At 75.2% G+C, this 13,443-nt stretch carries 16 protein-coding genes; all 16 read left to right on the top strand.

Annotated features, from left to right (window positions below):
* Positions 1-126: 126 nt before the first annotated feature.
* The 16 genes from ACMGDM_RS15820 to ACMGDM_RS15745 all read left to right on the top strand — a co-directional run bounded on the left by ACMGDM_RS15820 (position 127) and on the right by ACMGDM_RS15745 (position 13,212).
* Positions 127-1,683, top strand: coding sequence for a hypothetical protein (locus ACMGDM_RS15820; protein WP_436805070.1), 1,557 nt, complete (start codon positions 127-129; stop codon positions 1,681-1,683).
* Positions 1,680-2,999 (top strand): DNA-packaging protein, encoded by a 1,320-nt coding sequence (locus ACMGDM_RS15815; RefSeq protein ID WP_436805069.1) that lies wholly within the window; start codon positions 1,680-1,682, stop codon positions 2,997-2,999. The genes ACMGDM_RS15820 and ACMGDM_RS15815 overlap by 4 nt, the downstream gene beginning before the upstream one ends.
* 85 nt (positions 3,000-3,084) lie before the next feature.
* Positions 3,085-3,495: a low affinity iron permease family protein gene (locus ACMGDM_RS15810; RefSeq protein ID WP_436805178.1), complete on the top strand. Its 411-nt coding sequence runs from the start codon at positions 3,085-3,087 to the stop codon at positions 3,493-3,495.
* Positions 3,496-3,713: 218 nt separating this feature from the next.
* The gene (locus tag ACMGDM_RS15805) at positions 3,714-4,802 is read left to right on the top strand and encodes a phage portal protein (RefSeq protein ID WP_436805068.1); all 1,089 of its coding nucleotides are present in this window, start codon (positions 3,714-3,716) and stop codon (positions 4,800-4,802) included.
* Positions 4,799-5,131: a DUF6127 family protein gene (locus tag ACMGDM_RS15800; protein WP_436805067.1), complete on the top strand. Its 333-nt coding sequence runs from the start codon at positions 4,799-4,801 to the stop codon at positions 5,129-5,131. Before ACMGDM_RS15805 ends, ACMGDM_RS15800 begins: the two co-directional genes overlap by 4 nt.
* Positions 5,128-5,496: an HK97 family phage prohead protease gene (locus ACMGDM_RS15795; RefSeq protein ID WP_436805066.1), complete on the top strand. Its 369-nt coding sequence runs from the start codon at positions 5,128-5,130 to the stop codon at positions 5,494-5,496. The genes ACMGDM_RS15800 and ACMGDM_RS15795 overlap by 4 nt, the downstream gene beginning before the upstream one ends.
* Positions 5,497-5,913: 417 nt before the next feature.
* Positions 5,914-6,918, top strand: coding sequence for a phage major capsid protein (locus tag ACMGDM_RS15790; RefSeq protein ID WP_436805065.1), 1,005 nt, complete (start codon positions 5,914-5,916; stop codon positions 6,916-6,918).
* A 313-nt stretch (positions 6,919-7,231) separates the two neighbouring features.
* On the top strand, positions 7,232-7,747 hold the full coding sequence (locus tag ACMGDM_RS15785) for a head-tail connector protein (RefSeq protein ID WP_436805064.1): 516 nt from the start codon (positions 7,232-7,234) through the stop codon (positions 7,745-7,747).
* Positions 7,744-7,932, top strand: coding sequence for a hypothetical protein (locus tag ACMGDM_RS15780; RefSeq protein WP_436805063.1), 189 nt, complete (start codon positions 7,744-7,746; stop codon positions 7,930-7,932). Before ACMGDM_RS15785 ends, ACMGDM_RS15780 begins: the two co-directional genes overlap by 4 nt.
* On the top strand, positions 7,929-8,345 hold the full coding sequence (gene gp17, locus ACMGDM_RS15775) for a tail completion protein gp17 (RefSeq protein WP_436805062.1): 417 nt from the start codon (positions 7,929-7,931) through the stop codon (positions 8,343-8,345). The genes ACMGDM_RS15780 and gp17 overlap by 4 nt, the downstream gene beginning before the upstream one ends.
* Positions 8,346-8,673: 328 nt before the next feature.
* Entirely contained in the window at positions 8,674-9,075 is a 402-nt protein-coding gene (locus tag ACMGDM_RS15770; protein ID WP_436805061.1) for a phage tail tube protein, read from the top strand.
* Positions 9,072-9,401: a gene transfer agent family protein gene (locus tag ACMGDM_RS15765; protein WP_436805060.1), complete on the top strand. Its 330-nt coding sequence runs from the start codon at positions 9,072-9,074 to the stop codon at positions 9,399-9,401. Before ACMGDM_RS15770 ends, ACMGDM_RS15765 begins: the two co-directional genes overlap by 4 nt.
* Complete coding sequence (locus ACMGDM_RS15760) at positions 9,398-9,598, top strand: phage tail assembly chaperone (protein ID WP_436805059.1); 201 nt, start codon at positions 9,398-9,400, stop codon at positions 9,596-9,598. Before ACMGDM_RS15765 ends, ACMGDM_RS15760 begins: the two co-directional genes overlap by 4 nt.
* Complete coding sequence (locus ACMGDM_RS15755; protein ID WP_436805058.1) at positions 9,591-10,145, top strand: tail tape measure protein; 555 nt, start codon at positions 9,591-9,593, stop codon at positions 10,143-10,145. The genes ACMGDM_RS15760 and ACMGDM_RS15755 overlap by 8 nt, the downstream gene beginning before the upstream one ends.
* Positions 10,145-12,412 carry a phage distal tail protein, Rcc01695 family gene (locus ACMGDM_RS15750; protein ID WP_436805057.1) on the top strand — a complete coding sequence of 756 codons (2,268 nt, stop codon included), beginning with the start codon at positions 10,145-10,147 and terminating at the stop codon, positions 12,410-12,412. Before ACMGDM_RS15755 ends, ACMGDM_RS15750 begins: the two co-directional genes overlap by 1 nt.
* Positions 12,409-13,212, top strand: coding sequence for a phage/gene transfer agent baseplate hub protein (locus ACMGDM_RS15745; protein ID WP_436805056.1), 804 nt, complete (start codon positions 12,409-12,411; stop codon positions 13,210-13,212). Before ACMGDM_RS15750 ends, ACMGDM_RS15745 begins: the two co-directional genes overlap by 4 nt.
* Positions 13,213-13,443 lie beyond the last annotated feature (231 nt).

Raw genomic sequence — 13,443 nt, 5'->3', positions numbered from 1 at the left:
CACTTGACAGCGCGACGCTGTTTGCGTACAAAACAGGAACATCGAGATGGTGTGAGTCGGGCCGGGCGGGTCGGGAGTGTTGCTCCTGCCGCGCCGGCCCGTTCGCGTTTCAGCGGGAGATCGGCGATGCGGGACCAGCGCTCGGGCGGGGCGGGAACGCGTGCGCGCGCGGCGCGCGGCGGCGATGCTGCGTCTCTGGCCGCGCCTTCGGCCACTGCCGCGGGCGTGGGTGGCGGCGACATCGCGGGCGCCGGGGCGCGCGCCGGTGAGGTCGCGGCGGATGGCGCCCCCTCCGGTCGCGGCGCCACCCTTTCCCCTGCCGCCGACGACATCGCGCCGCCGATCTCCGCCACCGTCATCGCGGGCCCACGCGCCGCGGCGCGGCTCGACGCCGCCGCCCGCGCGCGCTTCCTCGACCAGCTCGCGATGCTGGGCTGCCCGGCGCGCGCCGCTGCGGCGATCGGGGTCGCGCCGGTGGCGGCCTATGCGCTGCGGCGGCGCAGCGCGCGCTTCGCCGTGGCATGGCGCGAGGCGCTGGCGATCGGTTATGAGCGGCTCGAGGCGGAGACGCTGCGGCGGCTGCTCGACGGCGCCGTGCTCGATCTCGCCGGCGCGCTCGCGCTGCTCGACCGGCACCGTGCTGCGCCTGCCACGCCTGCGGCGTCCGCGACGGCATCACCCGCGCCGCGCCGCGCGACGCGTGGCCGCGCCGCGCTCAGCCCCGCGGGCGCCGAGCTGGTGCGGCGGTTGCAGCTCCACGCCGGCGTGGCGACCGGGGTGCGGCGGACGCCGGTGTCCGCCGCCGCGGCCCGCGAGGTCGACGCGCTGGAGCAGGCCGCCGCCCGCGCGTGGGACGGGGAAAGCGCCGATGCGCCCGCCGTACCGACGCCGCTGGCGCATCCGGTCGAGCACGCGGGCGCGCGATGTCGAGCCGATAGCCCGCGCGACCATGCGCTCGCCGCGGGGGACGACGCGCGCGACCTCACGCCCGCCGCGCGCGGGCAGGGGAGCGTCGGCGATGGCGCCGACGGCACGCGCGCATGGCTCGACGAGACGGACCCCGCGGCGGTCACCGCGCTGCCGCCGAACGTCGTCGCAGACGGGAACACTGACGGCGGGACGGACGGCCTGCCCACCCAAGAACACGGGCGCGCGTGTCGCGCGGACGACCCCGACACCGCACGCATCGCTCACGCGTCCGCGGGCATCGCCGCCAGCTTGAGTGTTGGCGGCTCGCCGGCCGGCACGCTCGCTGATCCAGCCTGGCCCGCTCCCGCTCCCGCACCGGCGGCGGCACGGTGTGCGGATGGCGTCGCCCCCGGCTCGGCTGACGCCGTGTCATTCGACGAACGCGGCGCCGACCGGGACGCGCGCGCCGGCGCCGCAGCGGGACGCGCGAGCACCCAGGCGCTCGGCGATGGTGGCGCTCCGGTCGCCACGCCAGGCCATGCTGCGCGGCGCGAGGCGGCACGGGCCGGCGCGATGCCGAGCGAGGAGGATCTGCGCGACCCCGTCGATCACTTCGCCGCATCGGTGTGGGGCGCCGGGGCCGGTCGCGCCGCGCCTGATCGCCCGCGCGACCTTCCCCTCACCGACGCGCCGCGCGCCGATCGCTGCGACCCGCCGCCCGGCCTTCCACCGCTCCGCCCGGCGATTGCGCGCCAGCCGCGGGTGTGGGCATGACGCGCGCGCGCATCCCGCCGCTCACCTGCTCGCTGCGTGTGCTGCGGGACCATGTTCCGGCGCAGGCGGCGCCGGTCGCCGCCGCGCTCGACGAGGCGACGCTGCGCCGCTTGCTCGACGACTGGGCGAGCTGGGCGCATCCCGGCCAGCTCGCGCCGCATGGCGACTGGCGCGTGTGGCTGATCCAGGCCGGGCGCGGCTTCGGCAAGACCCGCGCCGGCGCCGAATGGGTCTGCGCGATGGCGCGGGCGCAGCCGCGCGCGCGGATCGCGCTGGTCGGCGCGACTCTGGATGACGCGCACCAGGTGATGGTGGAGGGGCCGAGCGGCGTGCTCGCGGTGGCGCGCGCCGGCGAGCCGGTGGTGTGGCGCGCCACCGCGGGCGAACTGCGCTTCGCCGGGGGTGCGGTGGCGCACGTCTATTCCGCCGCCGCGCCCGAAACGCTGCGCGGCCCCGAGCATCAGTTCGCCTGGGCCGATGAGCTCGGCAAGTGGCGCGGCGCGGCGGCGTGGGACAATCTGATGCTGGGGCTGCGGCTCGGCGCCGCGCCGCGCGCGCTGGTGACGACCACGCCGCGCCCCACCGCGCTGCTGCGCCGCGTCGCCGCCGCGCCCGACACGCGCGTGGCGCGCGGGCGCACCAGCGACAACCCGCATCTGCCCGCCGCCTTCGTCGCGGCGGTGGAGCAGGCCTATGGCGGCACCCGTCTCGGCCGGCAGGAGCTCGACGGCGAGCTGGTCGAGGAGGTCGCGGGCGCCTTGTGGCCGCGCGCGCTGATCGAGCGCCAGCGCGCCGCGACGCTGCCCGCGCTGGTGCGCGTGGTGGTCGGGGTCGATCCGCCCGCGGGGAGCGACGGCGACGCGTGCGGCATCGTCGCTGCCGCGCTGGGGCGCGACGGCCATGGCTATGTGCTCGAGGACGCCAGCGTCACGCAGGCGAGCCCGGAGCGCTGGGCGCGTGCGGTGGCGGCCTGTGCCGCGCGCCACGCCGCCGAGCGCGTGGTGGCGGAGGCCAACCAGGGCGGCGCGATGGTGGCGCAGGTGCTGCGTGCGGCGGAGGCGGCGTTGCCGCTGCGGCTGGTCCACGCCACCCGCGGCAAGGCGGCGCGCGCCGAGCCGGTGGCGGCGCTCTACGAGGCCGGGCGGGTGTGGCACGCGCGTGCCTTTCCCGCGCTGGAGGATGAGCTCGCCGGGCTGGTCGCGGGCGGCGGCTATGAGGGGCCGGGCCGCTCGCCCGACCGCGCCGACGCCTGCGTCTGGGCGCTCACCGCGCTGTTGCTGGAGGGCGCGGGTGCGGTGCGCGTGCGCGTGGTGTGAGCGGCGCCGCCAGGCGGGCATCGGCGGCGCGCGGTTGATGCACGCTGTAGCCGCGCCGCGCGCGCGGTGGCAGGATGCGCGCATGATGGAGCGTTTCTTCGCCGCGCTTGCGAACCGGATCGCGTCCGCCTCGGGCCAGCCGGCGACCTTCGCGCTCGCGCTGGTGATGATCCTGTGCTGGGCGGTGACCGGGCCGATCTTCGGCTGGTCCGACACGTGGCAGCTGATCATCAACACCGGCACGTCGCTGATCACCTTCCTGATGGTGTTCGTGATCCAGAACTCGCAGAACCGCGACGCCGCCGCGGTGCAGGCCAAGCTGGACGAGATCATCCGCGCGCTCGACCAGGCGCGCGGCGAGTTCATCGGCATCGAGCATATGACCGACCGCCAGATCGAGGCGATCCGCGCCGCGCTGGAGAAAGAGGCGGGGCACGAGCCGGGCAAGGTCGGCACGGTGGACGACAGCGTGGAGACCTTGCTCGAGCGGCGGTGAGGCCGCTTCCTGCTGAGGTTTGGGGTGATCTGCCGACACGGCGTCGCCGACGACGGACCCGGCCCTGACCCCACGCTGCAACCGAGGTGACGGGGGGCTTCATTCACCCTCGCTTGCAGGGAGGGGAATGATCTCCCCGCGACGGGAGGAGCAAGCCCGAAAGGCCGCCCCGATCGCTGCGCGACAGATCCACATTCCTTCACCGGAGGACACGATTCATGGCCTGGTTCCGCAAGACTGCGCCCGCCCCCGCGGCGGCGCGGCCACCGCTCGCGCGCGCGTCGGGCATCGCCGCACCGTTGCCGCCCGCGACCTGGCCGCAGGGCTACGAGGCGCAGGTGCGCGCCGGCTATTGCGGCAATGCGATCGCGCAGCGCGCGGTGCGGCTGGTGGCGGAGAGTGTCGCTTCGGCGCCGCTCGACTGCGCCGACGATGCGTTGCGCGCGCTGGTCGCCGCGCCCGGGCTGCTCGAGGCGGTGGCGGCGCAGCTGCTGCTCCACGGCAATGCCTTCGTCCAGCTGCTGCGTGACGGCGACGGCGCCCCCGCCGAGCTGTTCGCGCTGCGCCCCGAGCGGGTCAGCGTCGAGCTCGGCGCGGACGGCTGGCCCGCCGCCTATCTGTACCGCGTCGCCGCGCGCGCCACCCGGCTCGCGCCCGAGGCGGTGATCCACCTGCGCCGCTTCCATCCGCTCGACGACCATTACGGGCTGGGCTGCCTCGCCGCCGCGGCGCCCGCGGTGGCGATCCACAATGCCGCCGCGGCGTGGAGCAAGGCGTTGCTCGACAATGCGGCGCGGCCTTCGGGCGCGCTGGTGTATGACGCGCGCGACGGCAGCGTGCTTTCGCCTGACCAGTTCCGCCGGCTGCGCGACGAGATGGACGCGGGTTTCGCCGGCGCCGCCAATGCCGGGCGGCCGCTGCTGCTGGAGGGCGGGCTGACCTGGCAGCCGCTCAGCCTCTCTCCCGCGGACATGGACTTCGCCGGCACCAAGGCGGCGGCGGCGCGCGAGATCGCGCTGGCGTTCGGCGTGCCGCCGATGCTGCTCGGGCTGCCCGGTGACTCGACCCATGCCAATTACGCCGAGGCCAATCGCGCCTTGTGGCGGCTGACCGTGCTGCCGCTCGCCGAGGCGATCCTCGCTGGCCTGCGCGCCGGGCTGGCGCGCTGGTGCGGCGAGGCAGTGCTGCGCGTCGACCTCGATCGCGTCCCCGCGCTGGCGGAGGACCGCGAGCGGCTGTGGCGGATGGCGGCGGCGGCGGATTTTCTCTCGCCCGAGGAGAAGCGCGCCATGGTGGACTGGCAATGACCGCGCCCGCGGACACGGGCGAGGCCGCGCTGCTGGCGCGGCTGCTCGCGCAGCTCGCCGCCGAGGGTGCCGACCCGGCGACCTCGCGCGCGGTGGCGGAGCAGGCGGTGGAGCTCGGCGCGGCGCGCGCGCTCACCCGGCTCGGGCTGGCGGACGCGGGCGCGGCGGGAGACGTCGCCGCGCTGCGCGAGCTGCTGCAGACGTGGCGCGCGGCGAAGCGCTCGGCGTGGCGCGCGCTGTTCGGCTGGGTGACGCGGATGCTCGGCACGCTGCTGCTGCTCGGGCTGGCGCTGCGGCTCGGGATCGATCTGGGCGGCGACGCGCGATGAGGTGCGGGGGCTATGCCGCTGTGTGGGACCGCGTCGACGGCGCGGGCGACGTGCTGCGCGCGGGCGTGTTCGGCGCGGTGCCCGCGGTGCCGCTGCTGTGCCAGCATCGGGGCGCGCCGGTGGGCGCGCTGCTGCGCGTCGCGGACGACGCGCGCGGACTATGCGTGGAGGCGCGGGTCGACGACGCCGCGGTGGCGCGTGCGGTGCGCAGCGGCGCGCTGCCGGGCTTTTCGGTGGCCTATCGGGCGCGATGCGTGCGCCAGGGCGTCCACCGCGCGATCCACGCCGCCGAGCTGGTGGAGGTGAGCCTGGTGGCGGTGCCGATGCAGCGCGCGGCGTTGGTCGACTGGTGGACCGACGGCTGAGGCGGCGCGCCTGGATTGGTGGGCGCGCGACGGCATCGGGGCGCCGCCACGTCGCGGCGCGTGGGAGTGCCGATCCTTTCAGGCGCATCCGTGCTCTCGCGAACGCGGAAGCCCAGAGCGGCAGGCGGCGCCGTTGGTGGCTCTGGGCTCCCGCGTTCGCCGGAGCACGCCGACAATTTCAGATGAGGTGAACCAGCCTTCAGGTCGATGATCACCCGGAGGCGCGGAAACGCGGAGACGCGGAGCGGGTGAGTCCCGCACGGCTGCGGTGCTCCTCCGGTGGCGTGCGGTGCGGGAGCGTTGCCGCGCGCGCCGCCGCTCCGCGCGCTCATCTTCTTTCTTCGATCCTCCCCGTGCCGAGGACGATCGCGCGGCCCGCGCCTCACCTCACAGACTTCAACCAAGAAGGAGACCGACATGACCGACACGATCGAGGCGCGTCCGCTGCTCGAGGGCGCGCGCGGCGACGGCGACGCCGCTTTCGCGCGCTACGTGCGCAGCGGCGCGACGCTGGAGACCAAGGCGTTCACCGGCACCACCGGCGAGAGCGGCGGGGTGGCGATCCCGAGCGAGCTCGACGCGACGATCGACGCGCAGCTGGTCAGCCTCAGCCCGATCCGCGCGATCGCCAACGTGGTCCAGGTCGGCAGCGCGGGCTATCGCAAGCTGATCACCAGCGGCGGCACGCCCTCGGGCTGGGCGGGCGAGACCGACCCGCGCCCGGTCACCGCCACGCCGACCTTCCACGAGCTGGTCCCGCCCGGCGGCGAGCTCTACGCCAACCCCAGCGCGAGCCAGGCGATGCTCGACGACGCGCTGTTCGACGCCGAGGCATGGCTCGCCGGCGAGATCGCGACCGAGTTCGCCAAGGCGGAGGGCGCGGCGTTCGTCAACGGCAGCGGCGCGGGGCGGCCGCGCGGCTTCCTCCAGGCGCCGCTCGCCGCCGCCGAGGACGGCAAGCGCGCGTTCGGCACGCTGCAATATGTCGCGGCGGGCGCGGCCGGCGACTTCGCGGGCGATCCGGCGGACCGGCTGATCGATCTCGTCAGCGCGCTGCGCCCGCCCTATCGCCAGGGCGCCTGCTTCGTGATGAACGCGGGCACCGCGGCGCGCGTGCGCAAGGTGAAGACGCGCGACGGCCAGTTCCTGTGGCAGCCCGGGCTGGTCGCGGGGCAGCCGACCACGCTGCTGGGCTATCCCGTGGTGGAGGCGGCCGACATGCCCGACGTGGCCGCCGACGCGCTGGCGCTGGCGTTCGGCAACTTCCGGCTCGGCTATCTGATCGCGGATCGCGGCGAGACCGCGGTGCTGCGCGACCCGTACAGCAACAAGCCGTTCGTCACCTTCTACGCGACCCGCCGCGTGGCCGGCTGCGTGGCCGACAGCGACGCGATCAAGCTGCTGAAGTTCGCGGAGAAGTAAGGCGGGGTAAGAGACGCCGGCGACTTGAGGTTCGGGGGGGGGGGGCACGGACCCGCCCCCGACCTCTCCCTTCCAGCGACCGTTGCCTTATCGACGCGGCGCCACCCCGGATCTTCATCCCGGCCTTGAGCGAAAATCCATGGTTCCGCAAAAACGACGGCGAGAGTGCGCGCGGCGCGATGGATTTCGGGTCGAGCCCGGGATGACGAGAGTTCCGCGACGATCGCTTCCGGGGCGGGGAGTGGCGGCCTTGCTCCCCGCCTGAGAACGGCGACGCACGGCCGCCTTTTCCGCCAGCAACAGGAGACACATCATGCCGATCCTCAGCGGCGCGCCCGGTACGGTCGTGCTGGGCGCGGCCGATTGCGCCGCCGCGCTCGCCGCGCTGCGCGCCGAACTGCGCGCCGCCGCCACCGACGATGACGCGCTCGCGGTCGCGCTGATCGAAACCGCGCTGGCCGCCGCCGAGCTGTTCCTCGGCGAGGTGCTGATCGCGCGCCAGCTCGTCGCGGCGTTGCCCGCGGCCGAGCGCTGGCAGCCGCTCCCCGCGCGCCCGGTGCGCCATCTCGACGCGCCCGCCGCGGCGCAGGTCGACCTCGACGCCGATGGCACCGGCTGGGTCCGCACCGACGTGCCCGCGCTGGTGAGCTTCACCGCGGGCGTGGCGAGCGACTGGGGCGCGCTGCCGCCCGGGCTGCGCCACGGCGTCGTGCTGCTCGCTGCCTATCTCTTCGCGGACCGCGGCGGCGCCACCCCGCTGCCCGCCGCGGTCTCCGCTCTGTGGCGCCCGCACCGTCGCGTGCGGCTGGCGCAGGAGGCGCGCGCGTGAGCGGCGCGGTGGAGCGGATCGCGGCGCGGCGGGTCGATCGCGTCACGGCGCGGGTGGCGGCGCGGCTGCGCATGCTGCTGCCGGGTGCGCGCGTCACGATCCGCGATGCGCGGGTCATGGTGAGCGGGCGCGGCGTCGTGCGGCGCTGGCTCGCCGACCCGCGGCTCGGCTGGTGGCGCGCATGACGGCGGCGCGGGAGGGCGCGCCGGTCGACGCGAGCGCGAGCGAAACGCTACGCGCCGCGGTGCTGGCGGCGCTGCGCGACATCGGCGTGACGCGCGTGTTCGACGGCGCGGCGCCGCGCGCGGCGGTGCCGTTCGCGCTGCTGCGCGAGCTCGTCGCGACCGACTGGGGCAGCAAGACCCATGCCGGGCGCGAGCTGCGCGTCGGCGTGACGATCCGCGACGAGGGTCTGAGCGGTGCGCGCGCCGAGCGGCTCGGCGCGGCGGCGGAGGCGGCGCTGCTCGCGCTGCCCGCGGCGCTCGGCGCGTGGCAGGTGGTGAGCGCCGCACCGGCGCGGTTCGCGCTGGTGGCGGAGCCGCCCGCGCGCTGGGCCGCGCTGATCGACGTGCGCGTGCGGATGCTGGCGCTGGGGTGAGGGAGTGTCTCTCCTTCGCGGGGATGGGTCGAAAGCCCTCTCCCTCGCTGGGGATCGTTGCAGAATTCCTTTGCGTGCTCCTGCGCAGGCAGGAGCCCAGGGGCCGCATATACCGCACGATGTTGTTCTGCTTGGCCCTGGCTTCCGGCGTTCGCCGGGACACGGTCACCCAACCCGCGGGTTGAGCAAGTTCGCCACGAATCCTCTTCGGGGGGAGGCTTGCGCGACCACGCTGCCGCCCTGCCTCTCTGTCGCAACCCGACGCTCGGTGTCGTCCATCCCGCGTCTGACGACACCAACCCCATCACAACCCCGAAGGAGAACCGACATGGCAGCGGAGAGAGGCAGCGCGTTCCTGCTCAAGGTGGCGGACGGCGCCGGCGGCTATCGCACGGTCGCGGGACTGCGCACGACGCAGCTCAGCGTGAACGGCGAAGCGGTGGCGATCACCAACAAGGATTCGGGCGGCTGGCGCGAACTGCTGTCGGGCGCGGGGGTGCGCTCGGTCAGCGTCGCCGCGGCGGGGATCTTCACCGGCTCGGCCGCGGAGACGCGCGTGCGCGCCTGCGCGCTCGCCGGCACGCTCGACGATTACCGGCTCACCTTCGAAAGCGGCGAGGCGCTGGGCGGGCGCTTCCTCGTCACCAAGCTGGACTATGCCGGCGACTATAACGGCGAGCGCAGCTACACGCTGGCGCTGGAGAGCTCCGGCACGGTGGTGGCGGCATGAGCGCGCCCGCCGATCCGGCGCGCGCCAATCCCGCGAGGGGCGAGGCGGCGTTGCGCGTCGCCGGCGAGACGCTGGTGCTGCGCCCAAGCTTCGCGGCGCTGGTCGCGGCCGAGCAGGAGCTGGGGCCGCTGTTCGCGCTGGTCGAGCGCGCCGCGGCGGGGCAGCTCACGCTCGCCGAGCTGGTCGCCTTGTTCTGGCACTGCCGCCGCGACGCGCCGCCCGCGCTCACGCGCGACGCACTCGGCGAGGCGCTGGTGGCGGGCGGTGTCGCCGCCGCCACGCCCGCGCTCCACGCGCTGCTGCGCCAGGTGCTCGCCGGCCGATGAGTGACGCCACCTTCGCGGCCGCGGCGACGCGGCTGGCGGGGCTGGCCGCGCTCGCGCTCGGCTGGCGCCCCGACGATTTCTGGCGCGCCACCCCGGCCGAGCTCGTCGCGCTGGGCGACGCGCTCGCGCCCGATGCGGTCGCGCCGCCCGACGCGGTGCTGCGCCACCGCCTGCAGGAGATGTTCCCCGATGGATGAGGAGATCGAGCAACTGGTGATCGGTGTGCGCGCCGACACCGCCGCGTTCGCGCGCGACCTGGACGCGATGCGCGCGCAGATCGAGGGGCCGTTCGCCGCGGGCGCGGCGCGCGCCGGACGCGGCGTCGAGGCGGCGCTGCTCCAGGCGGTGCGCCACGGCAAGCTCGGCTTCGACGAGCTGCGCGGCGTTGCGCTCAAGGCGATGGACGAGATCGCGCGCGCGGCGCTGCGTGACGGCGTTGCGAGCGTCACCGGCGGTGGCGGCACGACCGGGCTGATCGCGGGGTTGCTCGGCGGGCTGCTCGGATTGCCGTCACGCGGCGCCGGGCGAATGACGCGCACCGCGCTGCCGGACGGCGGCGGGATGGGCTGGCCCGCGCCGGCGTGGCCCTCCATCGATACCGCCACGCGGTCCGCCGCGCCGGCGCGCGCGGTGCATGTCGCGATCTCGCTTAATGGCGCGGGGGGCGACGCGCCGCGCGCGCTCGAGCGCTCGGCGCGGCAGGTGGCGCGCGCGGTGCGGGCCGCGCTGGAGGAGGCCGAGTAATGCCGTTCTGGCTGGCGCGTGCTCGCGAGGAACAGGCGGCGGATGTGCTCACGCGCTTCGACCCGCGCTTCTGGACGGTCAATTTCCCGCGCCCGATGATGGCGGCGGCGACCAACCCCGCGGCGGACGTGCTGCGCGTCGACGCGGTATTCTACCGCCGCGACGATCTTGCCGGGATCATCTGGGAGAGCGTCGACCGCCACGACCATCCGCTGCTCGGCTATGACACCGACCGCGATTATCGCGCCTGCACGCTGCGCTTCCGCTGGCGCTCGGCGGGGGTGCGCGCGCTCGACCGGATCGACGGGCCGACGCTCACGATTGAGGGACGTGACGCCGCCGGTCTGCCGCGCGCCTGGTACGTGCGGCTGTGGAACTATGCGCAGGGCACGCCCGAGGACGCCGTGGTGACGCTGGACTTCGCCACGCTCGACGCCGGCTTCGCGCTGCCGGCGGACCGCGATCCCGTCTGGGCGGGCGACATCGACCGGCTGTTCGTCTCGCTGGTCGCGCCCGGTTACGACCGCAGCGCGGCTGCGCTCGACGCACCCGCCGAGGGCTGGGTCGAGCTCAGCGAGATTCGCGTCGACGGCGCGGGCGCGGTGCTGGCGATCGGCGACGTGGTGCTGCCCGCGCACGACCTGCGTGTCGCCAGCGGCTATGACGATCATTACCATCTCACCCCGGCGCGGCTGCTGCGCAACGCGCTCCAGCTCGGCTATCGCGGTGCGATCGACCATTATGTCGGGATGAGCCATTATTTCCGGCTCGAGCGGGCCGGCGAGCGCTGGCTCGTCAGCCGGCGTGGCGGCACGCTCAACGGCGCTTGCGCGGCGTGGCACGCCGATGCTGCGCGTCGCGCCGCGCAGCTCGGCTATGAATGGATCTGGTCGCTGTCGTACGAGCTGCTCGACCAGCATTGCTGGGACGATTGGAAGCAGCGCGCTGCGGACGGCACCCCGGCGCTGACCGGCTGGGACCCGCCCTCCACCTTGCTGTCGCCGACCCATGCGGGGGCGATGGAGTATCTTCACGCGGTGGCGCGCGCGTTCGTCGCGATCGGCGCGACGGCGGGGCTGGCGCCGCGTTTCCAGGTGGGCGAGCCGTGGTGGTGGATCACCGCGGACGCGCGCCCGTGCCTGTACGACGACAGCGCGCGCGCCGCGCTCCAGCCGGTCGCGGTGCCGTCGCTGCGCGTGCCGCCTGACGCCGCCCAGGGCGAGACGCTCGACCGCGCCGCCGCCGCGCTGGCGCGCTCCACCGCGGCGCTGGTGGCGGCGGTGCGTCGCGACTGGCCGGGCTGCGTGACCTATCTGCTGATCTATCTGCCGACGCTGCTCGACGCCGCCATGCCGGGCGCGCGCCGGCTCAACCTGCCGCGCGACTGGGCCGCGCCCGCGTTCGACGTGCTCCAGCTCGAGGATTACGACTGGGTCACCGCCGGCGACACGTCGGCGAGCGCGCGCGGCGCCGCGCTGGCGACCGCGCTGCTCGGCTATCCCGCGGAGCGGCAGGAATATCTCGCCGGCTTCGTGCTGCGCGCGGCGGATCGGGCGCAATGGACGCCGATCCTCGCCGCGGCGGGAGCGGCGCGGGGGCGCGGGGTGGCGGCGCGCTATCTTTGGGCGCTGCCGCAGGTGCTGCGCGACGGGCTGGTCTATTGGCAGGGGGAGGATGAGATGGACGCGTTCGACGACGTGCTGTTTCCGCTCGCGCTCGGGCGCGAGGCGGAGGTGGCGCCGGGCTTCTCCACCGCAGTGACGGTGAGCGCGGGCGGCTATGAGACGCGCTGCGTCGACTGGGCCGAGGCGCGGACGCGCTACGACGTCGGCCCTGGCGTGCGCAGCGAGGCGGACATTGCGACGCTGCTCGCGTTCTTCCGCGCGCGGCAGGGGCCGGCGCGCGGCTTCCGGCTGCGCGATCCGTTCGACGCGGCGGCACGCGACGAGGCGCTCGGCAGCGGCGACGGCCGCACGCGGCGCTTCGCGCTGGTGAAACATTATGGCGCGGCGACGCGGCGGATCACGCGCCCGGTGGCGGGGAGCGTGCGCGTCGCGGTGGCGGGCGCGGCCACCGCCGCCTTCACGCTGGAGCCGTTCGGCATGGTCGTGCTCGACGACGCGCCCGCATCCGGCGCGGCGGTGACCGCGTCGTTCGACTTCGACGTGCCGGTGCGCTTCGCCGAGGATCGGCTGAGCGTCGCCCGCGCTACCTATCTGGCGGGCAGCGCGCATAGCGTGCCGCTGGTGGAGCTGCGCGAGGCATGAGCGACCGGGTGCTGGCGCTGGCCTTGTGCTGGCGGATCGAGCGGCGCGACGGCGTGACGCTGGCGCTTACCGCGCACGACCGCGACCTCGCGGTGGACGGAATGGTGTATCGCGCCGCGCCGGGGATGACGCCCTCCGCGGTGGCGCTCAGCAGCGGTGTCGACGCGGACACGATGGAGGCCGCGGGCGCGTTCACCGCGGCGGCGATCACCGCGCGCGACCTCGCCGACGGGCGCTGGGACGGCGCGCGCGTGATCTGTTTCGCGCTCGACTGGAGCGACCCCGAAGCGGTGCCGCAGCCGCTCGGCACCGGGCGGATCGGCGCCGTGACCGAGCGCGACCATGATTTCACCGCCGAGCTGGTCGGCGAACAGGCGCGGCTCGACCGCCCCGCGGTGGAGACCAGCTCGCCGACCTGCCGCGCCGCGCTGGGCGACGCGCGTTGCCGCGTGATGATGGCGGGGCGGCGCCGCTTCGCGCGCGTCGTCGCGGTGGCGGGGGATGTGGTGACGCTCGACGCGGACCAGCCGGCGGCCGATGCGTATGGCGGTGGTCGCGTGCGCTGGTTCGACGGCGCGAACACCGGGCTGGCGAGCGCGGTGGCGCGGTCGGACGGCGCGACGCTGACGCTGGCGGAGACCCCGGCGCACGCGGTGGCGGCGGGCACGCTGGTGGAGCTGGTCGAGGGCTGCGACAAGCGGCTCGCGACCTGCGCGGCGCGGTTCGGCAATGCGGTGAACTTCCGCGGCGAGCCGTTCGTGCCCGGCACCGACCTGCTGACGCGCTATCCGGCGGGGTGAGGCGCACGATGGTGGCGGGCGCTGCCTCGCCCGGCGTTCCGCGACCGCGACCTCGTGCTCCCACCGTCGCGGGAGCCCGGGCGCGCTTTCCTCGCCCGCGGTTATCTCGCGGGCCTCTGGGTTCCCGCGTTCGCAAGAGTTACGCGTAATCACCTCGTCATCCCGGACTCGACCGGAGATCTATCGTGCCGCGTACGCCTCGGCCGGCGTCTTTGCGTCACCATGGATTCC

This window comes from Sphingomonas larreae (assembly GCF_051400595.1).
Classification (GTDB): Bacteria; Pseudomonadota; Alphaproteobacteria; order Sphingomonadales; family Sphingomonadaceae; genus Sphingomonas.
The sequence above is the reverse complement of the archived record's forward strand: the minus strand, read 5'-3'. Positions and strand labels throughout refer to the sequence as shown.